Genomic DNA, 24,377 nt, shown 5'->3' with positions numbered 1-24,377 from the left:
CTTAGGAATATATATAGATATATATCTTTCTATATAACTATATATAGTGTTAATGCGGTTTTGAAGGTTATAGCCTCTAAACTATAACCTAAAAGTTATAAGATTTCTTTAAGTTAATCTTCAGAAAATGCATTAGCTTGTTGCTAGTCTAACTCCAAGATTAAAGGCATTTTCACAATCTATTGGGAATTGTTCATCTTTTATTTTAGCTTTATGCACTTCATTAAATTTAGTGGCTTCATATTTAGAATAATCGTCAAATTGATAGGTATCTGCAGAAACTAAATATTCTGACTCTCCATTAAGAATTTGAAGGCTGCCCTTATATCTATTAAATAAAACATCATAATCTATTTTTTCTATAAAATCTTTTGGAACATTCATAGTATAAATAAATCCAGACGATATTGTTTTAGGGAATACTGATCGTGAACCCTCATTATAGGAAAGGTTAGAAAATAATAAACGCTCTAAAAAGGACTGCATTTCTCCAGTAATATTGCCAAAGTATATAGGAGAACCTAAAATTAAGGCATCACATTTAGAAACTTTTTCTAAAACCTCAGTTAAATCATCTTTTATAGCACATCTAGCTATAAATTTTGTATTTTTTCTTTTACAAGCAAAACAGCTAATACAACCTTTAAAATTTAAATCATATAAATGTATTAATTCTGTTTGGGCACCTACAGAACTTGCTCCTTCTAAGGCTTTGTTTAATAAAGTAGCTGTGTTTTTAGTTTTTCTTGGGCTACCATTAATAGCAAGAATTTTCATGTTTAAAATCAACTCCTCAAAAATATAGTTTAACTTTAACACAATTATATCAAAAGTAAGAAAAGGATGGTATTAAGTTTATATACAATCCTTAAAACACCTATATTTCTTCTAGAGCAGATTTAGCTATAAGAATATCTTGTTCAACACTTCCACCACTAACCCCTATAGCCCCAACTATATGTCCATTTATAATAATGGGAATTCCTCCACCTACTGCAGTGATATTTTTTATGTTTTCTAAAGTATAGAGAGGCTTTCCAGGTAATATAAGTTCTGATAGATTTTCAGTTGACATTTTTGTTGCAACGGAAGTATATGCTTTATTTAGAGATAAAGAAACACTTATTAAAAGAGCATCATCCATTTTATGTTGAGCAATTAAATTTCCACCCTCGTCAACTATAGTAATAACTACAGGAATATTTATTTCTTTAGCTTTATTTTCAGCTTTATCTAATAATTTTTTGGCTATATCTAAGGTAAGTTTATTTGGTTTTAATGAACTAACTAAGTCTGAGGTTATTTTTTTTACCATATCTTCATTAATCATTTAAATAACTCCTATATTAAATAAATTTTATCTACCATAAAGCTATTATATAATTTGCATTATCTTTATACAGGTAAATTAGAAATTTATAATTTGTAAAATTAAAACCAAGACTTAAATTTACCTAATTTTAGTTACAATAGTGTTATTAATGTTTTTAGTGGATGTGTTACCATATTAATTATCAGATATTGTAAACTAGGGGGATAATCATGAGATTAAAAGATATTGAATTAAATAAAGCAGATTTAATGAGAATAATACAAGAAACTGTTCCAGGTAAACAAATAACTATGGCTCATGTGATAGCAAGTCCTGATTCTATAATATACAAAAAGCTTGGATTAGATCCTAAGATTGATTATAATAGGGCAGCGATAGGTATATTAACTGTTACTCCAAGTGAAACTGCTATTATTGCAGCAGATATTGCAATTAAAACTTCTGCTATAGATATTGGCTTTATTGATAGATTTAGTGGAACTTTAATTATCACAGGAATGATATCGGATGTGTCTATAGCTTTAGAATCTATTTTGAGTTATGCACAAAATACTTTAGATTTTGATGTTTGTAATGTAACTAAAGCGTAGGTGGCAAAATGAAAAAGATTATGTTTGTAGGAAGAACTGGAGCTGGTAAAACTACATTAACTCAAGCTTTGAAGGGAAAAGAAATAAGCTATCACAAAACCCAGTATATTAATAATTTTGATGTTATTATAGATACCCCAGGAGAATATGCAGAAAATAGAACTTTAGCTAGGGCATTAATATTATATTCATATGAGGCTGATATTGTAGGACTTCTTATGAGTTCTCTTGAAGAATATTCTTTATATAGTCCTAATATAGCTGCTGGTGCAACTAGAGAGATTATTGGAATTGTAACTCAAATAGATAAAAAGGATTCTAGACCAGATTTAGCAGAGGAATGGTTAAGACTTGCAGGCTGTAAAAAAATTTTTCATATAAGTTCCTACACAGGTGATGGAATAGCTAATCTAATAGACTATTTAAAGGAAGATGGAGATATACTTCCTTGGGATAAAAAGTTTTAAATTTACAATGAAAAGGTTTAAATTTTACAAACTTTGAATAAGGAGGGGAAAATGAGAAAAATTTTGATGTTGGCAGGTGATTATACAGAAGATTATGAGGTGATGGTACCTTTTCAAGCATTAGAGATGGTGGGATTTAAAGTAGATGTGGTATGTCCAGATAAAACCGAAGGAGAATATATTAAAACTGCGGTTCATGACTTTGAAGGGGATCAGACTTATAGTGAAAAGCTTGGTCATAACTTTTTACTTAACTGTTCTTTTAGTTATTTAAAACTTGAAGAGTACGATGGTCTTTATATAACAGGGGGACGGGCACCTGAGTACTTAAGGCTTAATAAAAGAGTTATAGATATAGTAAGATATTTTATGGAACTAAATAAGCCTGTAGCTGCTATTTGTCATGGAATTCAGATTTTAACAGCAGCTGATGTTGTAAAGGGAAGAAGATTAACTGCATATAATGCAATAAAACCAGAAGTTATAATGGCTGGTGGTGTGTTTATAGATAAGAATGCAGATGAAACAATTGTAGATGGGAACTTGGTAACAGCTCCAGCATGGCCTGGTAATACTACTATATTAAGAGATTTTCTTAAGCTTTTAGAGGTTAAAATAAAATTATAATTTTGATAGTTTTTAAGCATGAAAGTAATTTATATTAAGTTACTTTTGTGCTTTTTTTAATTTTTACATAGTTTTAATTTTACAATATTTAAGTTTGAAAAGTATTACATGGATTTTGAGCGTGTACTATATAATGAGGTTGCACGAAAAAAGTTTTTATAATTCTAAAGGAGGAATTAAATTGATATCTAAAGGATTTTCAAAACCAACTGAAAGAGTAGAAAGATTAAAAAGAATGATTGTTGATGCAACACCATATGTAGAATCAGAAAGAGCGGTGCTTGTAACAGAGTCATATAAAGAAACTGAAGGTTTATCTCCTATATTAAGACGTGCTAAAGCTGTAGAAAAAATATTCAACAATTTACCTGTTACTATTCGTCCAGATGAGTTAGTAGTAGGTGCTATTACTAAAAATCCACGTTCAACTGAAATATGCCCAGAATTCTCATATGAGTGGGTGGCTAAAGAATTTGATACAATGGCTACAAGAGTTGCAGACCCATTTGAGATTCCAAAGGAAACTGCTAGAGAGTTAGAAGAAGCATTTAGCTATTGGGAAGGAAAGACTACAAGTGCTCTTGCAGATTCTTATATGTCTCAAGAAGCTAAAGATTGTATGTCTAACGGAGTATTTACTGTAGGAAACTATTTCTATGGTGGAGTAGGTCATATATGTGTTGATTATGGCAAGATATTAAAGAAAGGTTTTAGAGGAATTATTGCTGAAGTAGTTGAAGCAATGAATAGAATGGATAAAAAAGATCCTGACTATATAAAGAAACAACAATTCTATAATGCAGTGATTATTTCTTATAATGCAGCAATTAACTTTGCTCATAGATATGCAAATAAAGCTAGAGAATTGGCAACAGTAGAATTAAACCCAACTAGAAAAGCTGAGCTTTTACAAATAGCTGCTAACTGTGATAAAGTTCCTGAAAACGGTTCAAGTAACTTCTATGAAGCGTGTCAATCTTTCTGGTTTATTCAAATAATGGTTCAAATAGAGTCTAACGGACATTCAATTTCACCAGGACGTTTTGACCAATACATGTATCCATACTTAAAAGCTGATAAAGGAATTTCAAAAGAGTTTGCTCAAGAACTAGTTGACTGTATTTGGATAAAACTTAATGACATAAATAAAACTCGTGATGAAATATCAGCTCAAGCATTTGCAGGATATGCAGTGTTCCAAAATCTTTGTGTTGGTGGACAAAATGAAGAAGGATTAGATGCTACAAATGAAGTTTCTTATATGTGTATGGAAGCAACTGCACATGTTAAGTTACCAGCACCATCTTTCTCTATCCGTGTATGGCAAGGTACTCCAGATGAGTTCTTATTAAGAGCTTGTGAAGTAGCTAGATTAGGTTTAGGGGTTCCAGCTATGTACAATGATGAAGTTATTATACCTTCATTAGTAAATAGAGGAGTTTCTCTTAGAGATGCACGTAACTACTGTATTATAGGTTGTGTTGAGCCTCAATGTCCAAATAAGACAGAAGGTTGGCATGATGCAGCATTCTTTAATGTAGCAAAAGTATTAGAAATTACATTGAATAACGGTAAGGTAGGAAATAAGCAATTAGGCCCTGCTACTGGAGAGATGACAAGCTTTAAGAGTATAGATGATTTCTATGTGGCATTTAAGAAACAAATGGAATATTTCGTTTATTACCTAGTTGAAGCAGATAACTGTGTTGATTATGCTCATGCAGAAAGAGCACCACTTCCATTCTTATCAGCTATGGTTGATGATTGTATAGGAAGAGGTAAATCAGTTCAAGAAGGTGGAGCAATCTACAACTTTACTGGTCCTCAAGCATTTGGAGTTGCTGATACTGGAGACTCTGTATATGCAATACAAAAACATGTATTTGAAGACAATACTATAACAATGGAACAACTTAAAACCGCATTAGATGCTAACTTTGGCGCTTGTGAAGAAACTGTTGCATGTACAAGTACTAGCACTATGGATGCTACTGAAATGCAAATATATGAAGCAGTTAAGAAGATTTTAAGTAATGCTGGGTCTATAGATTTAGCTGATATCCAAAATCAAGTTATTTCTGGATTTAAAGCATCTCAATCTCAAGTTTCAGGAGATTTTGAAAGTATAAGAAGACTTTTAGATAATACTCCTTCTTTCGGAAATGATATAGATGAAGTTGATATGGTTGCACGTAAATGTGCTCAATTATATTGCTTTGAAGTAGAAAAATACACAAATCCTCGTGGAGGTCAATTCCAAGCAGGAATCTACCCAGTATCTGCAAACGTATTGTTTGGTAAAGATGTTGCAGCATTACCTAATGGAAGACCAGCGAAGAAACCACTTGCAGATGGTGTATCACCAAGATCAGGAAAAGACCATTCAGGTCCAACAGCAGCAGCAAATTCAGTTGCTAAATTAGACCACTTCGTAGCTTCTAATGGTACTCTTTATAATCAAAAATTCTTACCATCAGCAGTTGCTGGAGATACAGGATTACAAAACTTCTCATCTGTAGTAAGAAGTTACTTTGATCATAAAGGTATGCATGTTCAATTTAATGTTATAGACAAGCAAACATTATTAGCAGCTCAAAAAGATCCACAAAAATATAAAGATCTAGTTGTTCGTGTTGCTGGATATAGTGCTCAATTCGTAGTACTAGCAAAAGAAGTGCAAGATGATATTATAAGCCGTACAGAACACACACTATAATCTTAAAAATCCCTTATAAGTTTTATAAGGTTAAGGGAGATGAGCATAATGAATACGATTAATTATAGAACTGAAGGAACTGTGTTTGATATACAAAGATTTTCAATACACGATGGACCAGGAGTTCGTACCATAGTATTTTTGAAAGGATGTCCTTTATCATGTTTATGGTGCAGCAATCCTGAATCGCAAAAATTAAAACCCGTTTTAATGTATCAATCAATGAATTGTATTCATTGTGGAAAATGCATTTCAGCATGTAAGTTAGGTGCTATAAATCCTAATAACAAGAACTTTATAGATAGAGATATTTGCACAGCATGCGGTGAATGTGTAAATGTGTGTCCAACAAGTGCTTTAACTTTAAAAGGTAAAAAAATGACTGTAGAGCAGGTTATAAAAGAGCTTAAGAAAGACGCTATAGTATATAGACGTTCAGGAGGCGGAATTACCTTATCTGGAGGAGAACCTTTAGTTCAGTCAGAATTTGCAAGAGAATTATTAAAAGCTTGTAAGGCGCAAGGATGGCATACAGCTATAGAAACTACAGCTTATGCAAATACAGAAACTATTGAAGAAGTATTTCCTTATATTGATTTAGCGCTAATGGATATAAAAAGTGTAGATAGCGAAATGCATAAAAAATATACAGGAGTTCCAAATGAAAAGATTCTAGAAAATGCTAAACTGGTTTCTAAAATAACCAAAATGGTAGTTAGAGTACCTTTAGTACCTGATTTTAACTCAAGTGAGAAGGATATTTTAGAACTTTGTGACTATGTTAAAACACTTAATGATATTAATACAGTTCATTTATTACCATATCACACTTATGGCGAAAATAAGTATGATTTGCTTGGAAGAGATTATCTTATGAAAAAGACAAGAGCTTTTGCTTTAGGTGAGGTTGAAAAACTTCAAAAAATCATAGAAGAGCAAGGAATTAAGTGTGTTATTGGTGGCTAATTATTATATTTTAAGGATGGAGGATTTAAAATGGATCAACAATTGATCGAAAAAGTAATGAAACAGGTTTCTAGTGAATTAGGAATTCCTCTAAAGGAAGAAAAAAGTGAGGTTAAAGAAAGCTGCAAAACTTCTGGAATAGGAGTTACAGAATTTGTAGGTACTGCAATTGGTGACACTATTGGATTAGTTATTGCTAGCGTAGACCCTTTACTTACAGATGTTATGAAATTAGGTAAATATCGTTCTATAGGAATTATAGGTGGTAGAACTGGCGCAGGTCCACAAATAATGGCAGTAGATGATGCTGTAAAGGCTACAAACACAGAAGTAATTTCTGTTGAACTGGCAAGAGATACTAAGGGCGGTGCAGGTCACGGAAGTTTAATTTATATAGGAGCTGATGATGTTTCAGATGCTAGAAGAGCAGTTGAAATAGCTCTTGCAAGTTTAGATAAGTATTTTGGAGATGTTTATGCTAATGATGCAGGACATTTAGAGTTCCAATATACAGCTAGAGCAAGTTACTGCTTAGAAAAAGCTTTTGGAACTCCACTTGGAAAAGCTTTTGGTATGGTTTGTGCAGGACCAGCTGCTATAGGAACTGTTTTAGCAGATGTTGCTGTTAAGGCTGCAAATGTTGATGTAGTTGGATATTGTTCACCAGGTGGTGGAACTAGTTACTCAAACGAAGTTATATTAACTTTCAGCGGTGATTCAGGAGCTGTTAGACAAGCTGTTAGAGCATCTATAGAAGTTGGTAAGAAACTATTAGGGGCTTTAGGAGATGAACCTAAGTCATCTACAACACCATATATCTAAGAAAATAAAAATAAGGATTACCTAAAATTTAAGGAGGCATATATATGAATTCAGATGCATTAGGAATGGTTGAGACAAAAGGATTAGTTGCAGCTATAGAGGCAGCAGATGCTATGGTTAAAGCAGCTAACGTTAATTTAATAGGATATGAAAAAATAGGTTCAGGGTTAGTAACAGTTATGGTTCGTGGAGATGTTGGAGCTGTTAAGGCAGCTACTGATGCAGGAGCAGCTTCTGCAAGATTAGTAGGAGAGGTAGTATCTATACACGTTATTCCTCGTCCACATACAGACACTGAAAAAATTCTTCCTAAATTTGTATAGAAGATAATAGAGCAGGAGGTATAGGATGGAAATAGATGAAAAAACACTCAAAGAATTAGTAAATAGAGTCATAGAATTATTTCAATCCGAAAGCTCTAGGCAAAATATTATTGTTCCTAAAAAGAAACTATATGTTATTTTTACGGAAGAATTTAATGAAAAGTATTCAACCTTTTTTGAAGATTTAGATAAACAAAATGAATATGAAGCTTATGCCATAGTTCCAGAAGAAGTATGTAATGAGTCTTTAATAAATACTCTAAAGCAGTTTAAGTTCTGTAAAGAGGTAATTTCTAGAGACAAAGTCAACGTAAATGACTTAGATGAATACCTCACAGTGTTTCCAACAATATCGAAAACCATTATAGCTAAAACCGCGCTATGTATTGGAGATACATTTGAAACGAATTGGATTTTTAATAGCATGGAAAAAGGGCAAAAAATAATTTTAATACAATCTGGTCTTGAAAAATTTAGCGGTAAAGAGCCTGTAGCATATAGAAATAAGATATTAGATTATTATAGAACCTTGTTGGAATTTGATGTAGAAATAACTAATGATATATTCCAAGTAAGTTCTAAAAATTTCTCAATTGTAAATGAAAAAGTCACACACACACACACTACACACGAATGCACAGGGAAGCAAATAATTACAGAATATGAAATTGAAACGCTTAAAGAGTATAACAAAATAGTATTAAAACCTGGGGATATTATTACAGAGATGGCTAAGGATAAAGCTCGTAGCTTAAATATTGAAATTGTAAGAAAAGGGCTATAAGAATCAATGATTTTCATAAAATGCGGATTTATCCGTGTTTTATGAAAATTAAATAAACTTAAAGTGAGGTGACAAGATGAAAGAAGCATTAGGTTTGGTTGAAACAAGAGGACTATCAACTGCAGTTTTGGTTGCTGATACAATGGTTAAAACATCCAATGTCAATATAATAGATATTGAAAATACAAAGGGACTTGGATACATGACTATTAAGATTTCAGGAAATGTAGGGGCAGTAAATGCAGCTGTAACAGCAGGAAGGCAAATTGCTCTTGAAAACAATGCTTTTGTTTCTGCTAAAGTGATTCCAAGACCTTCAAATTATATAGAAGGTACCTTTTGTCAGCCTAAGAAAGAAGAGACAAAGCCTAAAGAGGAAGACAATCCATTAGAAAATGAAGTTTCTGAAAAAACTTCAGATTTTAAGATAGTTGAAGTTGCTAGCTCTGAACCTAAAATAATGGAGCTAGAAAATAAGGTAGAGAAAAAATCTCAAGAAATAGAAGAGTTAAAGGAAGTTAAAGAAGAAAAGCCTAAACAAGAAGTTGTTCAAACTTCTATAGATATATCAAAAGAAACTAATAAATCTATTGTTGAAGAAGAAAAAAAAGATGAAGAAAAAGAAACGCCTAATACAGAAAATACTCAGTCAGAGGAAAAGAAGGTCAAGAAAAATAGTAGAAAAAAGAAAGAACCTAAAAAGGATGATGATGATAAAGCTTAAAAACTACTAATTAGGAAAGGACTGTAATACCATGTATATGGCAAAGGTGGTTGGTAATGTTGTTGCCACAAGAAAAGATGAATCATTGGTTGGATATAAACTAATGGTTGTTAAAAAAATAGATGCAAAAGGTGAATTTATTGATTCAGAAGAAGTTGCAGCTGATTATGTTGGAGCTGGAATAGGGGATTATGTGCTATTATGCAAAGGTTCAGCGGTTCGAGTAAATGATCAAAAACATAAGGTTGCTATTGATATGGCCATCATTGGAATTATAGATACCATTGATGTATAAACATCAGGGTACTTATTTAACAACTTAGAAAGGAGGCTACCATGGAATTAGGATATAATTTCTTTAATAGAAAAGAGTTAAAAAGTGGAGTTTTTCCTTCTGTGAATGATGCTGTTTTATCTGCTTTAGGTGCGTATACCCAATATAATAAACTGACTTTAAATGAAAGACAGGAGATTATAGATGCTGTAAAGAAAAAACTTTTAGAAAAAGTAGAAGAAATTGCTTATATGACAGTTAAGGAAACTGACATGGGAAACGTGGGGGATAAGATTCAGAAACTAACTTTAGCAATAAACAAAACTCCAGGAGTAGAAGATCTAATCACAGAAGTAAAAACAGGGGATAATGGTATGACCTTATATGAATTGTCTTCTTACGGTGTAATTTGTGCTATTCATCCATGCACTAACCCATGTGCTACATTAATTAGTAATACTATTGGAATGATTGCAGCAGGAAATTCAGTTGTTCATTGTCCTCATCCAAGAGCAGTTAATGTATCTAAATATGTTACAGAAATAATCAGCGTAGCAATAAGAGAGACCTGTGGAATTGATAATTTAGTTGTAACTTTAAATGAAATTTCTATAACTTGCACAGATGAAATTATGAACCATCCGGATATTTCTATGATTGTTACTACAGGCGGCAATAATGTTTTAAGACAAGCGATGTCATCAGGAAAGAAAGTCATTGGAGCGGGACCTGCAAATCCAACTACAATTGTAGATGAAACTGCTGATATTAAAAAAGCTGCAAGAGATATTGTAAAGGGAGCTTCTTTTGATAATAACATTATGTGTACATCTGAAAAGAGTATTGTTGTGGTGGACTGTATAGCAGATTCCTTAGTAGAAGAGCTTATAAGAAATGATGTTTATTATGTTAATAATGATGAAGAAATGCTTAAGCTTACACGTGCGACTTTAACCAACGACATAACATTAAATAAAATATTAGAAGGTAAAAGTGCAAATGAGATTTTAGCGAAAGCAGGTATAAAGTGTGATAGATATATAAGACTTATAGTTGTTAATACAATAAAGCAACATCCTTTTGCTACAGTAGAAATGCTTATGCCTCTTATTCCTTTAATAAGAGTTAAGAATTTTGAAGTGGCATTAGCTACAGCCATTGAAATAGAACAAGGATTTAGACATACAGCGACTATACATTCTCAATCAATCGATAGACTTAATATTGCAGCGAAAGAAATGCAGACCTCAGTGTTTGTGAAAAATGGCTCATCTTTAGTAGGTATAGGAGTTAACGGTGAGGGGGATACAAGTTTTACTATTGCTACTGCTACAGGAGAAGGCACTACTACAGCGAGACATTTTGCAAGAAGAAGGCGTTGTTCTTTGACAAGTGGTTTTTCAATCCGTTAAAACAGGAGGGAAGTCTTTGAAAAGTATATATATAAAAACAAAAATTTATTCAGGCGAAAATTCATTAAAGCATTTAGAACAATTTAGGGACAGTAGTATTTGGATAATATGTGATGGATTCCTTGTTAAAAACGGAAGTTTAAATTCAGTGTTAAGTTTCATTCACAGTAGTAATAAGATTTCAATTTTTGATGAGGTTGTTCCAGATCCACCTTTAAATGTTGTGGGTAAGGGAGTTGCCATTAGTAAACAAGTTAATCCACAGGTTATAGTAGCTTATGGTGGAGGTTCTGCAATAGATACAGCTAAAGCAATAATATACTTTGCTAAAGATAGGAAGTTTATTGGTAAAGTTAATTTTATAGCAATACCTACAACAAGTGGAACTGGTTCTGAAGTAACTTCAGCAACAGTTATTACTGATACAGAAACAAAAACTAAACATATAATTTTTGATGATTATATGTTGCCAGATGAGGCAATTTTAGATGCAAATCTAACGGTTTCTGTACCACCTGTTATTACAGCAAATACAGGAATAGATGTTTTAACCCACGCAATAGAGGCTTATGTTGCAAAAGGAGCTAATGTTTATTCAGATGCTTTAGCAGAGAAGGCTGTAGAGCTTGTTATGGAATCTTTAATAAAGTGCTATAGAGAAGGAGAAAACCTTGAGGCTAGAGGAAAGATGCACGAAGCATCAAATATAGCAGGTATGGCATTTAATATATCCGGGCTTGGTATAAATCATAGTATCGCACATCAAATAGGTGGTAGATTTCATGTTCCTCATGGACTTGCAAATGCATTACTTTTAACAGCTGTAATAGATTATAACAGCAAGGATTCAAAAACCTTGAAAAAGTATGCTAAACTCGCTTACAAAACAGGTATGGTCGAAAAAACTCAAACAGATGAATTTGCAGTTGAAGTTTTAAAAACATATGTTAAAACTATTAAAGGAATCATGAAGATGCCAGCGAGCTTAAAAGAATGTGGTGTGGATAAGGATGAATTTGAAAAAGCAAAGAGTCAAATGTCACAAGCTGCATTTAAAGATGGGTGTACTTCAGCAAACCCTAGAGAAGTGTCAGAATTTGAAATTGAGATGATATTAGAATCAGTATACTAACCTTACCTTAACATGATAGAATATATGTATATGTATTCTTATGGTGTATAAAGGAGAGGATTAAATGAATGAATTCTACAATAGAGGAAAATTTGAAAACTTTGCTGATAACGAGGAAATAGATGAAGCAATAATCAGTAAATTTAATATTGCTAACTTGTTTGGGAAAGAGAAGTTAGAAGACATTCAAGAAAAGATATCTAAAGCAACAGGTTTAGCTTTTGTTACAGTGGATTATAAGGGAGAACCTATTACAAAGATGACATCATTTACAAATTTCTGCTGTGAAATAAGAAAAAATAAAGATGCTGCCTGTGTATGCAAATCTTCGGATGCTTTTGGAGCCATTCAAGCAGCAGTTACACAAAAAAATAGTGTTTACTTTTGTCCTTGCGGATTATTGGAAATAGCAATACCAATTATTGTTAGAGGGCATTATCTTGGTGGTTTCATTGGTGGACAAGTAAGATGTCTAGATGCACCATCAGAAGTAAGTGAACTTAGCAACGTTATAAAGCATTCTCAAAACTATAAAGAAGATAGTCATAAACAGGAATTGTTTAATGAAACACCTTTATATGAATATGAGAAGTTTATGAGTGTAGCAGATTTAATATCCTTAATTATAAATCAATTAGGAGAAAAAGAGGCATATAGATTAGTACAAAAAAGTTCTTTGAAAAAGCAAGTAGAGGAGTTAGCTATTTCTAATAAACAATTAGAAATAGAAAATGAATTAAAGAATATAGAATTAATAAATTTAAAAGCACAACTAAATCCATATTTTTTAGTAAGTGTTTTAAATTCAATCTCAAATTTATCTACTATTGAAGATTCACCTAAAACTAATGAAATGATAATAATGTTTGCTGAATACTTAAAACAGAATTTAGCACATTCAAAAAGTTATGCTTATTTATCAGAGGAATTTGAAAATGTTGAAAAATATCTAAGGATTCAAAAGATTAAATATGGAGATTTATTAGACTATTCAATAAACATATCTGAAAAGATGAATATGCAAAGAATACCTTGTCATGTCATTATACCTTTTGTGGAGTATGCTGTTTATTTTGGGATAGCAACTAAAAATGAAGGTGGTAAAGTTGAAATTGAGGCTTACTATGAAAATGAAGATGTTGTTATAAGTGTTTCTGATAATGGTTCAGGGTTTAGTAGTGAGGAAATAGCTAAGAAATTTAAATTGTTTAAAGGTAGCTATGAAGGGGAATCTATTCAGATTAGTATTGAGAATGCAAGGAAAAAACTCACAACCTTATTTAGTGAAAAATACGATGCTTTTATTGAAAATATAGAAGGTAAGGGCACCAAAAGTATAATTAGATTTCCAATAAAGTTTAATGAAAGGAATGTCTAGATAAATGTATCGTGTGTTGATCGCAGATGATGAGCCGCTAATGAGGCAGGCTCTAAAAGTTATGATATCAAAGGTAGATGGTTTTGAGGTTGTATATTCTGTAGGTAACGGAGAGCAGGCTGTTCAAATATGTAAAAGTAATAGTATAGACATTGTATTTATGGATATTATGATGCCAGGAGAATCAGGTATAGAGTGCAGTAAAAAGATATATGCACATAATTCAAATACTATTATATTTATAGTTTCTTCATATGATAATTTTGATTTTGCTATTGAAGCATTAAAATCAAAGGTAAAGGCATATATTTCAAAGCCAGTATCTTTTGAGCAGATAAAAACTTTATTAGAAAACTATAAACTTGAAAAGGAAGTCAAAAATTTAAATGGAGTTGAAGACAAGTCAGATAAGATATTTTCAATTATTAAAGAAAAGGATTTCAAGAAGGTATACTATGAAATCCCTAAGATAGTAGACTCTATATATGATAAGGATGTTACAGATTTAGAGCTCTTAAAGGAAAATTTCATGACTATAGGAAAAGAACTTATGGATTCTATAGGTTTATCAAAAAATGAAATAGAAAAGATAGAAGAGCTTTTTCCTATTAATAATTTTCAACTTAAGGAAAAAAGATATTTTGAATTTTGGCTTTTTAAAGTCATGAATTATGTTTTTCAACAAAATAGTATTAAAAAGTATAGTTTGCTTAAGACGGTTTTTGATTATATAGAAGATCATATTGAGGAAGACATTGGGTTAAATGAAATAATAAACAATTGCTCGGTAAGTCAAGGTTATCTAAGCAGAATTTTTAAAAGACAATTTAATGTAAGTGTAATGGAATACTTGCATATGAGAAAAATAAATATGGCCAAAAGCTACTTTTGCTTTACAGATTTGAGTATTACAGATGTGGCATTTAAACTTGGATATAACGAAAGTAGTTACTTTAGTAAAGTATTTAAGAAATATGAGAATATAACAGTTTATAGGTATAAGAAAATGTTATAAAGTCTCAAAGCAAGGAGGTGATAAACAGGTGAGTGAATATTTTATTACATCAGAATCTGTTACAGAAGGGCATCCGGACAAAATTTGCGACCAAATATCAGATGGAATATTAGATGCTTACTTAGCTTATGATCCTAATTCAAGAGTTGCAGTAGAAACTATGGTTTCTAAGAATACTATTATGATTGCAGGAGAAGTAAGGTCAAATGCTAAAGTTAATGTAGTCGATATTGCAAGAGAAGTGGTTAAAAATATTGGATATACAAAAGAGGATTTGGGATTTGACTATAAGTCCTGTTTAATATTCACAAATATTAATACTCAGTCCTCAGATATAGCTTTAGGTGTAGATAAAATAGAAGAAAATAACAATTCATCTAAAGAAATACTAGGAGCAGGAGATCAAGGCATTATGTATGGCTATGCCTTTGATGAGACTGATAGTTATATGCCATTAACTTGCGACTTAGCTAATAAACTTACCATGAAGCTTGCAGAACTTAGAAAAATAGGTGGAGTTTCTTGGTTAAGACCTGATGGTAAATCTCAGGTTACAATGAAATATGACATAGATGGTAAACCACTAGGTATTTCAAGTATAGTTATTTCTACTCAGCATGATGATGGAATTGATTATGATTACATGAGAAATGTAATTGAGTATGATGTAATTCATAGTGTTATAGATAGTAATTTAATTAAATATGATACAAAAATACACATTAATCCAACAGGAAGGTTTGTAATAGGGGGACCTGCTGGTGATACTGGATTAACTGGAAGAAAAATAATGGTGGATACCTATGGAGGAGTAGGTAAACATGGTGGTGGAGCTTTTTCTGGAAAAGATCTTACTAAGGTAGATCGTTCTGGAGCATATATGGCAAGATACGTAGCTAAAAATATAGTTGCTGCAAAATTAGCTAAAAAGGTTGAAGTATCTTTAAGCTATGTAATAGGCTTACCAGAGCCAGAGGCAATAACTATTAATACTTTTGGAACTGAAACCATAAAAGTTAACTACATTAATGAAATAGTAAAAGATACTTTTTCATTTTCAGTTTCAAATATACTAAAAGAATTAGATTTAAAGAAGCCACAATTTATAAAAACAGCTGCCTATGGACATTTTGGAAGGGGAGACCAAAACTTTAGGTGGGAAGAACTTGATAAAGTTCAAATCTTAAAAGAAAAAGCAAAAAAATGTATTTCAGATAGTTTTAAATAAGATTTAGGAGTTGTGGATAATATGGATATATTTATGCTGATAGCGGCATTTGGGGGAGGAGCTTTTGGAGCTCTAGTTGGATCTATACCTGCTTTTATACTGACGGGTATATTGGCTATAGTAGGGGGATTACTGGGACTTGCAGGTATTGCGGAACCTTCAATTGGTAATATAACGTTTGGTTCATTTTTAGGACCACATATAGCTTTTACTGGAGGAGTTGCTGCCGCAGCTTTTGCAGGAAATAAAAGAAAGACTTTGGAGAATGCAAATGACGTTTTAACTCCATTATATGGAATCAATGATTACACAGTAATAATCATGGGAGGAATATTTGGAGTTATAGGATTTCTATTTCACTACCTATATGGTACTCTTCTTAAATTCAATACTGACCTTCCAGCAATATCTGTTTTTAGTACCTTAATAGTTTCAAGATTGGTTTTTGGAAAGACCGGACCTGTAGGAAAATATACAGGAGAAGGGTCTAGACAGTGGTTGCCTAGTGCAAAAACTTTAATTAATCACATAGTACTTGGAGTAACAGTAGCTATAGTTGTAAGTGGAGTTGGGATATCTATGCTTAACTCAGGAGTTCCAGCAACTGCTATGGCTATGTACCCAATAGTATGTTTTGGCATAAGTGCAACATCATTAGTGTTTTTACAGATGGGATTTGGTGTGCCAGTAACCCATCATATTACGCTACCAGTTGCAGCTGTAACTATTATGACTGGTAATATCTTTTTAGGAGTTATTATTGGAGTAATTTGTGCAGTAGTTTGGTTAATAGCTGGAAATATATTTAATAGTCATTGCGACACATATATAGATCCACCAGCTACAACAATATTCATAATGATGTTTATAATAAATGCAGTATTTATTTAATCAAATAATAAGGAGGATTTTTTTATGAGTAATGAAGCTTTAGGAATGGTTGAAACAAAAGGATTAGTAGGTGCAATAGAAGCAGCAGATGCTATGACAAAAGCAGCAAATGTTGTTTTAGTAGGATATGAAAAAATAGGTTCAGGACTAGTAACAGTTATGGTTCGTGGAGATGTAGGGGCGGTTAAAGCAGCAGTTGATGCAGGGGTTGCAGCAGCAAGAAATGTTGGAGAGGTAGCATCTCAACATGTTATTCCTAGACCTCACAGTGACACAGAGAAAATTTTGCCTAAAACAATATAGTTTTTCGTAAAATAGCTAGAGAGTGAGTTGATGAAAATGGAGACAGAAGAAGTTGTAAAACTGATTACAAAAATAGTTGCTGATAAGATGAAGGAATTAGAAAGTTATAAAATTCCTATTGGGGTTTCAAACAGACATATACATGTTAGCCAAAAGGACTTAGATAAACTCTTTGGTGAAGGATATAATCTAACCAAAAAAGGTGATTTAAAACAACCAGGACAATTTGCTGCTAATGAGACGGTTACAATAAGAGGACCTAAAGGAGAATTTGAAAATGTTCGTATTTTAGGACCTATAAGAGATGAGAGTCAGGTCGAGATTTCTATGACAGATAGCTTTCGCTTAGGAGTAAGACCTCCTATAAAAGAATCTGGACAATTAGAAGATACCCCAGGACTTGAGATTATAGGCCCTAAGGGGAGCGTACAAATACCTCAGGGGACCATCATTGCATTAAGGCACATCCATATGACACCAGAGCAAGCTATGAAAATAGGTGTTAAAGATAAGGATGTTGTAGAAGTTGAAACCTTTGGAGAGAGACAAGGTGTTTTAGGAAATGTTTTAATTCGTGTTTCTGATAAGTATTCTTTAGAAATGCATGTAGATGTAGATGAGGCTAATGCATGTTCTTTAAAAAATAATGATTTTGTTATTTTACGCAAAATTTAAGGAGCGCTGGCAATGGTCATAAATGATGAAAAGTTAACAATTTTTTCTGAACTAATAGCAGAGGATAAGTGTAATAAGTTTAGTGGAAAGCTTAAAACAGGAGTGGACTTAGGGACAGCTAATATAGTAGTCTCTGTTGTAGATGAAAATAATCTACCTATCGCAGGGGCAACTTATCCTTCTACTGTAGTTAAGGATGGTATTGTAGTTGATTTTGTAGGAGCCATAAATATATTAAGAAAATTAAAAGATAAGGTTGAGAAGATAATTGGTACAGAGTTATTAGAAGCAGCTACTGCTATACCACCTGGTATTATTCAAGGAAATATAAAGTGTATATCCAATGTTGTAGAGGCAGCAGGTTTTGAGGTCATAAATGTTGTTGATGAACCTACTGCGGCTGCTAGTGTTATTGATATTAAAAATGGAGCTGTTGTAGATGTAGGTGGAGGAACCACTGGAATAAGTATTCTAAAAGATGGTGAGGTAATCTTTACTGCAGATGAAGCAACAGGAGGAACCCATATGACTCTAGTTATAGCTGGATATTATGGTATTTCTATTGAAGAGGCAGAGAAGATTAAGAAAGATCCTAAAAAGGATAGAGAAATTTTCCCTATTATTAAACCTGTGGTAGAAAAAATGGCATCAATAGTAAAGAGATATTTAGATAATTATGACGTGTCTGAAATCTATGTTGTAGGAGGGGCATCATCCTTTAGTGAATTTAATGATGTATTTGAAAAGCAAATAGGAGTTAAAACTATAAAGTTTAATGAACCTTTACTTGTGACGCCTCTGGGTATCGCAATGAATTGTAATAGAGGTGAAAGTTTTTAGAAAAGAGGAGTAGAATAAATGAGTATAGATGCAACTTTAGTTGAAAAACTAGTTAGACAAGCAATAGAAGAAGCAAAAAGTAAAAATTTGATAGCCTTTAATGAAATCAGTTCTTTAAAAAGTTATGGAATCTTTGATTCAATGAATGAAGCTGTGGAGGCTTCACATGTTGCGCAAAGACAATTATTATCCACATCTATGGCTAATAGACAAAAATACGTAAACACTATAAAATCCACCATATTGAAAAGAGAGAATCTAGAACTTATTTCAAGAATGGCTGTTGAAGAAACAGAAATAGGAAAGTATGAGCATAAGCTAATAAAAAATAGAATAGCTGCTGAGAAAACTCCAGGGATAGAAGACCTTAATACAGAAGCTTTAACAGGGGATAATGGTATTACTTTAGTTGAGTATTGTCCATTTGGAGTAATAGGTTCTATAACCCCAACAACAAACCCAACAGAGACTATTATATGTAACTCAATTTCAATGATAGCTGGTGGAAATACAGTCGTTTTTAGCCCTCATCCAAGAGCTAAAAATGTATCTATAAAATTGATTACTATGTTAAATAAAGCTTTAGAAGAAGCTGGAGCACCAGATAACCTTATTACTACAGTTAAGGAACCATCTATAGAAAATACTAATGCTATGATGGAACATCCGAAGGTTCGTATGTTAGTTGCAACTGGGGGACCTGCTATAGTTAATAAAGTAATGTCTACAGGTAAAAAAGCTATAGGAGCAGGTGCTGGAAACCCTCCGGTTGTAGTGGATGAAACAGCTGATATTGAAAAAGCTGCTATAGATATAGTTAATGGAGCTAGTTTTGATAACAATGTTCCATGTATAGCAGAAAAAGAAGTATTTGCAGTAGATCAAATATGCGACTATTTAATTCATTATATGAAGCTTAATGGAGCTTACGAAATTAAAGATTCTGCTACTATACAAAAATTAATAGAATTAGTTACAAATGAAAAAGGAGGTCCAAAGGTTTCTTTTGTAGGTAAGAGTGCACCATATGTTCTAAGTAAGCTAGGCATAAATGTTGATGACAGTGTTAAAGTTATAATTATGGAAGTAAATAGAGACCATCACTTCGTAGTTGAAGAAATGATGATGCCTATATTACCTATAGTTAGAACTAACGATGTAGATGAAGCTATTGAATATGCATATGTAGCTGAACATGGAAACAGACATACAGCTATTATGCACTCAAAAAATGTAGATAAGCTAACAAAAATGGCTAGACTACTTGAAACTACAATTTTTGTTAAAAATGCACCTTCCTTTGCTGGAATTGGTGTTGGTGGAGAAGGAACTACTACATTCACTATAGCTGGACCAACAGGAGAAGGATTAACTACTGCTAAATCCTTCTGCAGAAAACGCAGATGTGTTATGGCTGATGCATTCAATATAAGATAAAAATATCAAGGTTGGAGTTTTAGGCTCCAACCTTTTGTTATTTTAAATTAATGAATTAATTCACTTTAAAAAAGAAATTTGTCAAAAAAATTTTAATAAAATATGCCAAATTACTGTTGACAAATTATTAAATAATAATTATTATTAATAAGGAAGGTAAATGAAAATTAATATTAATTAGAAGATGGAGTGTGATTGAGAATGTCATTAATTAACAAAAAGGTTTCAGATTTTAAGGTGCAAGCATATCAAAACGGAGAATTTAAAGAAGTTACTTTAGATTCAGTAAAAGGAAGTTGGTCAGTATTCGTATTTTATCCAGCAGACTTTACTTTTGTATGTCCAACTGAATTAGGTGAATTAGCTGATAACTATGAAAAGTTTAAAGAGATAGGTTGTGAAGTTTATTCAGTATCTACTGATACACATTTTGTTCATAAGGCATGGGCTGATACTTCAGATACCATAGCAAAAATTAAGTATCCAATGTTAGCAGACCCAACAGGAAAGCTAGCAAGGGACTTTGAAGTAATGATAGAAGAAGAAGGTTTAGCTTTAAGAGGATCATTTGTAGTTAACCCAGAAGGGGAAATTAAGGCTTATGAAGTTCATGATAATGGAATCGGAAGAAATGCAGAAGAGTTATTAAGAAAAGTTCAAGCTGCACAATTCGTAGCAGAAAATGGAGATCAAGTTTGTCCAGCTAAATGGCAACCAGGTGAAGAAACTTTAGTTCCTAGCTTAGATTTAGTAGGAAAACTATAATAAATTTAACATAAAGCTTGTAATTAAGTTAACATAAGAAGCTTTACTAGTAAGAGTGAATAGTGATTAAGAAAATTCTAATAATTTAGAGTTTCTGATGTAACTTTTCACTCTTATTTATTAATAGAGAAAAATAGGAGGTAGAAGGTATGGAGAATATTTATGATCTTGTTATAATTGGGGGAGGTCCAGCAGGACTTTCAACAGGAATATATTCAGGAAGAGCAAAGTTAAAAACATTGATAATAGAAAAAGAAGATATAGGCGGACAGGTTAATAAAACTTATGATATATATAATTATCCAGGAGCTAGAAACAGTAATGGACCTAAGCTTATGGAAGAGATGAAAAATCAGGCAACTGATTATGGTGTAGGTTTTATGTCTGCAGAAGTTACTGAGGTGAACTTTAAAGAAGATGTTAAAGTTTTAAAGACAGAAAGAGGGGACATTAAGGCTAGAGCTGTAGTTATAGCAACTGGTGCATCTCCAAGAAAACTTGGATTTAAAGGAGAAAGAGAATTTACAGGAAGAGGAGTTGCATATTGTTCAACTTGTGATGGACAGTTTTTTGAAGGGTTAGAGGTATTAGTAATAGGAGCAGGATTTGCGGCTGCTGAGGAAGCTATGTTTCTTACTAAATATGCAACTAAAGTTACAGTAATAGCTAGAGAACCAGAGTTTACTTGTGCTAAGTCTATAGCTGATAAGGTTTTAGCTCATCCTAAGGTGGAAGTTAAATTTAATACAGAACTTCTTGAAGTAACTGGAGAAGAGCTAGTAAATCATGCAAAACTTATTAATAATGTTACAAAAGAAGAATCAGAGTATAATGTGAAATCAGGTGATTCTGGTTTTGGAGTATTTGTTTTTGTAGGTTATGAACCTCAAAGCAAACTTTTTAAAGGGGTATTAGAATTAGATAGAGCAGGCTATATAATAACTAATGAAAACATGGAAACAAATGTACCAGGAGTATATATAGCAGGAGATTTAAGACCAAAGCAATTGAGACAAATAGTTACAGCTGTTTCAGACGGAGCTATTGCAGCTACTACAGCTGAAAGATATGTTATTGAATTAAAAGAGAGATTAGGAATAAAAGAAGAAGAACCTATAAAAGAGATTAATAATGATAAAAAAGAAGAAACTACTAAGGATTTAGGGAAAATAGAAAAGAGAAGTAAACTATTAAATGATGCTTTAAGAACTCAACTTAAGGGTGTATTAGACAGGCTTACAGATGAAGTTAGATTAGTATCAATTGTGGATGAAAGTCTTCCAAAATCTATTGAGCTTAGAGATTTAGTTTTAGATATAGCAGATCTTGGATATAAAGTAAAAGCTGAAATATATAATAAAGGTCAAAATTTAGATATTGAAAAGAAAATTAATTCAGATAAATATCCAATAGTTGCGCTTTTAGATAAAGATAACAACTATAGAGGGGTAAAATTTCACGGGGTTCCAGGAGGACATGAATTAAACTCCTTCATATTAGCTATATATAATCTTGGAGGACCAGGGCAGCAGGTAGATAATGATATATTAAGTGATATGAAAAAAATAAGTGATAAAACAAATATTAAGGTGTGCGTAGCATTATCCTGCCATCTATGTCCTGATGTTGTAGTATCCTCTCAAAGAATAGCTATAGAAAATGAAAATGTTGAAGCAGAAATGATAGATGTATCAAATTTTAAAGAACTTAAAGATAAATATAAAATAATGAGTGTTCCAGCCATAATAGTTAATGATGAGAAAGTGTATTTTGGTGCTAAAAAGGTTAAAGAAATATTAGATATAATTGCATAGAGTAAATTTAAGAGCGATGAAATAGGATTTAATAGGATTTCATCGCTCTTTTGATAATTTATAAAATTATGAGAAATTAGCCTTTAGAAAAAATTACTAGTTTATGATATAATTTATTAATGATTATTATGTTGAAATATTTGTTATTGAAATTATTTTTATACTATATTCCAATAATAAAAATCTAACTATATTTTCTCAATATTTTTATAAATAAGATTTTGAATACTGCCCCAAAAATGGCGAGGATAAAACTTAAATATATTGAAGAAATTTACGATTAATTTTAGTAGGATTTGTTTTAATTAAATATTTTTGTACATACAATGTTAGTGGCCATTTATTTTACAATAATTATATTACAAATTTCTTAAAGTTTAAGTATGTGCAAAAAAATGTTAAAATTTTTTACAAATTCTGGTATAATTATACGGGGGGTAGTCACTATGGAGATAGAAAAAAGAAAATATAATAAAATTGCAATAGGAGTCATAGTTACACACTGTATCTTTCTTATGGCATATTTTTCTTTAGCACTACATTTTAGGAATCATTTTTATTTTGGATCGACTATAAATCTAGTTGATGTATCAGGAAAAACCGTAGAAGAAGCTGAAAAGCAGATAGCGAATAAATTTAGTTCTTATTCATTAAAGCTACAGGATTCTGAAGGAACTGAAGAAATAAAGGCATCAGATATTGATTTAAAATACGAACCAAATGGACAAGTTTCCAAACTGAAAGAAGAACAGAATGCATTTAAATGGCTTCTTGCTCTTATAAACAGGGATAGTAGTGAAATGAAGGAGGATGTTTCTTATAATCATGAACTTTTAAAAAGTAAGATTGATAAGTTAGATTTATTTAAACGAGAAAATATAACTGATTCAAAAGATGCTACTTTTAAGTATACAGGTAATGGATATGAGATTGTAGATGAGATTTATGGGAATAGAGTAGATAAAGATGTATTGTATAATAAAATGGTAGAAGCAATTAATAACGGAGAAGAAACCTTAAATATAGAAAATGCAGACTGCTATATAAAACCTAACTATACTGCTAAATCTAAAGAAATCATAGATACTAAAAATACTCTTAATAAGTATATTGCATCAACTATTACCTATTCTATACAAAACAGTGAAGAAGTTATAGATAAATCTTTAATAAACACTTGGATTAATGTTAATGAAAATTTAGAAATATCTTTTGATGAAGGTAAAATGAGAAAAGATTTAGATGGTATTTTTTATCCTTATGAAACTGTAGGAAAGTCTAGAGAATTTAAAACTTCATCAGGTGCTAATATAAGTGTTGGTGGTGGCGATTATGGTTGGTCAGTTTACACTTCGGCAGAAATTGAAGATTTAATACCAAAAATAAAAGAAGGAAATCCTATAAGTAAGGAACCTACTTATAAGCAAACAGCAGCAGCATCAGGAAGTAATGATATAGGAAATACTTATGTAGAAATAAGTTTATCAGGTCAGCATATGTGGTTCTATAAAAATGGATCACTTATTTCAGATGGAAATGTAGTTACTGGAAACTTAAGTCAGAACTATGGAACTCCAGCAGGTGTTTATAAATTGAAATATAAACAAAAGGACACTAGCTTGGTAGGTCAAGATTATAATGCTCCAGTAAGCTTTTGGATGCCTTTTAATGGAGGGATAGGAATACATGATTCTAGTTGGAGAAGTGAGTATGGAGGAAGCATATATAAAACAAATGGTTCACATGGATGTATAAACTCTCCATATGCTTTAGCTAGTGCTATATATAATAATATACAAGCTGGAGTGCCAATAGTTTTATATAATTAGAATGAAATAAAGGGAGTGTCGCAAAATGATTA

25 protein-coding genes are annotated in these 24,377 nt (G+C 31.9%); 23 read left to right on the top strand and 2 right to left on the bottom strand.

The window, feature by feature from the left end; genetic code table 11:
• Nucleotides 1–132 precede the first annotated feature (132 nt).
• Both B3N22_RS12320 and B3N22_RS12315 read right to left on the bottom strand, forming a co-directional pair.
• Nucleotides 133–777 (bottom strand): flavodoxin family protein, encoded by a 645-nt coding sequence (locus tag B3N22_RS12320; protein WP_286907514.1) that lies wholly within the window; start codon nt 775–777, stop codon nt 133–135.
• Nucleotides 778–877: 100 nt separating this feature from the next.
• Nucleotides 878–1,330: a GlcG/HbpS family heme-binding protein gene (locus B3N22_RS12315; RefSeq protein WP_286907512.1), complete on the bottom strand. Its 453-nt coding sequence runs from the start codon at nt 1,328–1,330 to the stop codon at nt 878–880.
• Nucleotides 1,331–1,542: 212 nt separating this feature from the next.
• On the opposite strand from B3N22_RS12315, the gene B3N22_RS12310 reads away from it, so the two are divergent.
• The 23 genes from B3N22_RS12310 to B3N22_RS12200 all read left to right on the top strand — a co-directional run bounded on the left by B3N22_RS12310 (nt 1,543) and on the right by B3N22_RS12200 (nt 24,345).
• Complete coding sequence (locus tag B3N22_RS12310) at nt 1,543–1,923, top strand: BMC domain-containing protein (RefSeq protein ID WP_286907511.1); 381 nt, start codon at nt 1,543–1,545, stop codon at nt 1,921–1,923.
• Between the two features lie 8 nt (nt 1,924–1,931).
• Entirely contained in the window at nt 1,932–2,390 is a 459-nt protein-coding gene (locus B3N22_RS12305; protein WP_286907509.1) for a EutP/PduV family microcompartment system protein, read from the top strand.
• 51 nt (nt 2,391–2,441) lie between these two features.
• Nucleotides 2,442–3,017 carry a DJ-1/PfpI family protein gene (locus tag B3N22_RS12300; RefSeq protein ID WP_286907508.1) on the top strand — a complete coding sequence of 192 codons (576 nt, stop codon included), beginning with the start codon at nt 2,442–2,444 and terminating at the stop codon, nt 3,015–3,017.
• A 181-nt stretch (nt 3,018–3,198) separates the two neighbouring features.
• The gene (locus B3N22_RS12295) at nt 3,199–5,733 is read left to right on the top strand and encodes a glycyl radical protein (RefSeq protein WP_073018428.1); all 2,535 of its coding nucleotides are present in this window, start codon (nt 3,199–3,201) and stop codon (nt 5,731–5,733) included.
• A gap of 45 nt (nt 5,734–5,778) precedes the next feature.
• Nucleotides 5,779–6,699: a glycyl-radical enzyme activating protein gene (locus B3N22_RS12290; protein WP_083553463.1), complete on the top strand. Its 921-nt coding sequence runs from the start codon at nt 5,779–5,781 to the stop codon at nt 6,697–6,699.
• A 30-nt stretch (nt 6,700–6,729) separates the two neighbouring features.
• On the top strand, nt 6,730–7,521 hold the full coding sequence (pduB, locus tag B3N22_RS12285) for a propanediol utilization microcompartment protein PduB (RefSeq protein ID WP_073018431.1): 792 nt from the start codon (nt 6,730–6,732) through the stop codon (nt 7,519–7,521).
• 44 nt (nt 7,522–7,565) lie between these two features.
• Nucleotides 7,566–7,844 carry a propanediol utilization microcompartment protein PduA gene (gene pduA / locus B3N22_RS12280; RefSeq protein ID WP_021800762.1) on the top strand — a complete coding sequence of 93 codons (279 nt, stop codon included), beginning with the start codon at nt 7,566–7,568 and terminating at the stop codon, nt 7,842–7,844.
• 25 nt (nt 7,845–7,869) lie between these two features.
• Nucleotides 7,870–8,628, top strand: a complete 759-nt coding sequence (locus tag B3N22_RS12275; RefSeq protein ID WP_073018432.1) for a hypothetical protein — start codon at nt 7,870–7,872, stop codon at nt 8,626–8,628.
• Nucleotides 8,629–8,704: 76 nt separating this feature from the next.
• A complete protein-coding gene (locus tag B3N22_RS12270) occupies nt 8,705–9,352 on the top strand; it encodes a BMC domain-containing protein (protein WP_286907503.1) in 648 nt (215 codons plus the stop codon).
• 31 nt (nt 9,353–9,383) lie between these two features.
• Complete coding sequence (locus B3N22_RS12265; protein WP_021800765.1) at nt 9,384–9,647, top strand: EutN/CcmL family microcompartment protein; 264 nt, start codon at nt 9,384–9,386, stop codon at nt 9,645–9,647.
• A 41-nt stretch (nt 9,648–9,688) separates the two neighbouring features.
• Nucleotides 9,689–11,038 carry an aldehyde dehydrogenase family protein gene (locus B3N22_RS12260; protein WP_286907500.1) on the top strand — a complete coding sequence of 450 codons (1,350 nt, stop codon included), beginning with the start codon at nt 9,689–9,691 and terminating at the stop codon, nt 11,036–11,038.
• Nucleotides 11,039–11,054: 16 nt separating this feature from the next.
• Entirely contained in the window at nt 11,055–12,170 is a 1,116-nt protein-coding gene (locus tag B3N22_RS12255; RefSeq protein WP_286907498.1) for a 1-propanol dehydrogenase PduQ, read from the top strand.
• A 64-nt stretch (nt 12,171–12,234) separates the two neighbouring features.
• A complete protein-coding gene (locus B3N22_RS12250) occupies nt 12,235–13,548 on the top strand; it encodes a sensor histidine kinase (RefSeq protein WP_286907496.1) in 1,314 nt (437 codons plus the stop codon).
• A gap of 4 nt (nt 13,549–13,552) precedes the next feature.
• Nucleotides 13,553–14,563 (top strand): response regulator, encoded by a 1,011-nt coding sequence (locus tag B3N22_RS12245; RefSeq protein ID WP_286907495.1) that lies wholly within the window; start codon nt 13,553–13,555, stop codon nt 14,561–14,563.
• Between the two features lie 28 nt (nt 14,564–14,591).
• Entirely contained in the window at nt 14,592–15,791 is a 1,200-nt protein-coding gene (metK, locus tag B3N22_RS12240) for a methionine adenosyltransferase (protein WP_286907493.1), read from the top strand.
• Nucleotides 15,792–15,812: 21 nt separating this feature from the next.
• The gene (locus B3N22_RS12235) at nt 15,813–16,682 is read left to right on the top strand and encodes a DUF7973 family transport facilitator (RefSeq protein ID WP_286907491.1); all 870 of its coding nucleotides are present in this window, start codon (nt 15,813–15,815) and stop codon (nt 16,680–16,682) included.
• A gap of 24 nt (nt 16,683–16,706) precedes the next feature.
• Nucleotides 16,707–16,985: a propanediol utilization microcompartment protein PduA gene (pduA, locus tag B3N22_RS12230; protein ID WP_286907489.1), complete on the top strand. Its 279-nt coding sequence runs from the start codon at nt 16,707–16,709 to the stop codon at nt 16,983–16,985.
• Nucleotides 16,986–17,021: 36 nt separating this feature from the next.
• Nucleotides 17,022–17,660, top strand: a complete 639-nt coding sequence (locus B3N22_RS12225; RefSeq protein ID WP_286907516.1) for a phosphate propanoyltransferase — start codon at nt 17,022–17,024, stop codon at nt 17,658–17,660.
• 12 nt (nt 17,661–17,672) lie between these two features.
• Nucleotides 17,673–18,500, top strand: coding sequence for an ethanolamine utilization protein EutJ (gene eutJ, locus B3N22_RS12220; RefSeq protein ID WP_286907487.1), 828 nt, complete (start codon nt 17,673–17,675; stop codon nt 18,498–18,500).
• A gap of 18 nt (nt 18,501–18,518) precedes the next feature.
• Nucleotides 18,519–19,937: an aldehyde dehydrogenase family protein gene (locus tag B3N22_RS12215; RefSeq protein ID WP_286907485.1), complete on the top strand. Its 1,419-nt coding sequence runs from the start codon at nt 18,519–18,521 to the stop codon at nt 19,935–19,937.
• Between the two features lie 201 nt (nt 19,938–20,138).
• Nucleotides 20,139–20,702 carry an alkyl hydroperoxide reductase subunit C gene (gene ahpC / locus B3N22_RS12210; RefSeq protein WP_286907483.1) on the top strand — a complete coding sequence of 188 codons (564 nt, stop codon included), beginning with the start codon at nt 20,139–20,141 and terminating at the stop codon, nt 20,700–20,702.
• Between the two features lie 149 nt (nt 20,703–20,851).
• Nucleotides 20,852–22,516: an FAD-dependent oxidoreductase gene (locus B3N22_RS12205; RefSeq protein WP_286907482.1), complete on the top strand. Its 1,665-nt coding sequence runs from the start codon at nt 20,852–20,854 to the stop codon at nt 22,514–22,516.
• Between the two features lie 446 nt (nt 22,517–22,962).
• Nucleotides 22,963–24,345 (top strand): L,D-transpeptidase family protein, encoded by a 1,383-nt coding sequence (locus tag B3N22_RS12200; RefSeq protein WP_286907480.1) that lies wholly within the window; start codon nt 22,963–22,965, stop codon nt 24,343–24,345.
• Nucleotides 24,346–24,377: the final 32 nt, after the last annotated feature.

This window comes from Clostridium sp. UBA1652 (assembly GCF_002320975.1).
Taxonomy (GTDB): Bacteria; Bacillota; Clostridia; order Clostridiales; family Clostridiaceae; genus Clostridium_T; species Clostridium_T intestinale.
Note: the sequence above shows the minus strand (reverse complement) of the source record. Positions and strands in the feature narration are given on the sequence as shown.

Excerpts from the sequence above, each read along its gene's own strand:
- B3N22_RS12310 (WP_286907511.1), top strand. The coding sequence starts at position 1,543 with ATGAGATTAAAAGATATTGAATTAAATAAAGCAGATTTAATGAGAATA.
- B3N22_RS12275 (WP_073018432.1), top strand. The coding sequence starts at position 7,870 with ATGGAAATAGATGAAAAAACACTCAAAGAATTAGTAAATAGAGTCATA.
- pduB (WP_073018431.1), top strand. The coding sequence starts at position 6,730 with ATGGATCAACAATTGATCGAAAAAGTAATGAAACAGGTTTCTAGTGAA.
- B3N22_RS12305 (WP_286907509.1), top strand. The coding sequence starts at position 1,932 with ATGAAAAAGATTATGTTTGTAGGAAGAACTGGAGCTGGTAAAACTACA.
- B3N22_RS12320 (WP_286907514.1), bottom strand. The coding sequence starts at position 777 with ATGAAAATTCTTGCTATTAATGGTAGCCCAAGAAAAACTAAAAACACA.
- B3N22_RS12250 (WP_286907496.1), top strand. The coding sequence starts at position 12,235 with ATGAATGAATTCTACAATAGAGGAAAATTTGAAAACTTTGCTGATAAC.
- B3N22_RS12225 (WP_286907516.1), top strand. The coding sequence starts at position 17,022 with ATGGAGACAGAAGAAGTTGTAAAACTGATTACAAAAATAGTTGCTGAT.
- ahpC (WP_286907483.1), top strand. The coding sequence starts at position 20,139 with ATGTCATTAATTAACAAAAAGGTTTCAGATTTTAAGGTGCAAGCATAT.
- B3N22_RS12245 (WP_286907495.1), top strand. The coding sequence starts at position 13,553 with ATGTATCGTGTGTTGATCGCAGATGATGAGCCGCTAATGAGGCAGGCT.
- B3N22_RS12300 (WP_286907508.1), top strand. The coding sequence starts at position 2,442 with ATGAGAAAAATTTTGATGTTGGCAGGTGATTATACAGAAGATTATGAG.
- pduA (WP_021800762.1), top strand. The coding sequence starts at position 7,566 with ATGAATTCAGATGCATTAGGAATGGTTGAGACAAAAGGATTAGTTGCA.
- pduA (WP_286907489.1), top strand. The coding sequence starts at position 16,707 with ATGAGTAATGAAGCTTTAGGAATGGTTGAAACAAAAGGATTAGTAGGT.
- B3N22_RS12270 (WP_286907503.1), top strand. The coding sequence starts at position 8,705 with ATGAAAGAAGCATTAGGTTTGGTTGAAACAAGAGGACTATCAACTGCA.
- B3N22_RS12215 (WP_286907485.1), top strand. The coding sequence starts at position 18,519 with ATGAGTATAGATGCAACTTTAGTTGAAAAACTAGTTAGACAAGCAATA.
- eutJ (WP_286907487.1), top strand. The coding sequence starts at position 17,673 with ATGGTCATAAATGATGAAAAGTTAACAATTTTTTCTGAACTAATAGCA.
- B3N22_RS12200 (WP_286907480.1), top strand. The coding sequence starts at position 22,963 with ATGGAGATAGAAAAAAGAAAATATAATAAAATTGCAATAGGAGTCATA.
- B3N22_RS12205 (WP_286907482.1), top strand. The coding sequence starts at position 20,852 with ATGGAGAATATTTATGATCTTGTTATAATTGGGGGAGGTCCAGCAGGA.
- B3N22_RS12265 (WP_021800765.1), top strand. The coding sequence starts at position 9,384 with ATGTATATGGCAAAGGTGGTTGGTAATGTTGTTGCCACAAGAAAAGAT.
- B3N22_RS12315 (WP_286907512.1), bottom strand. The coding sequence starts at position 1,330 with ATGATTAATGAAGATATGGTAAAAAAAATAACCTCAGACTTAGTTAGT.
- B3N22_RS12260 (WP_286907500.1), top strand. The coding sequence starts at position 9,689 with ATGGAATTAGGATATAATTTCTTTAATAGAAAAGAGTTAAAAAGTGGA.
- B3N22_RS12235 (WP_286907491.1), top strand. The coding sequence starts at position 15,813 with ATGGATATATTTATGCTGATAGCGGCATTTGGGGGAGGAGCTTTTGGA.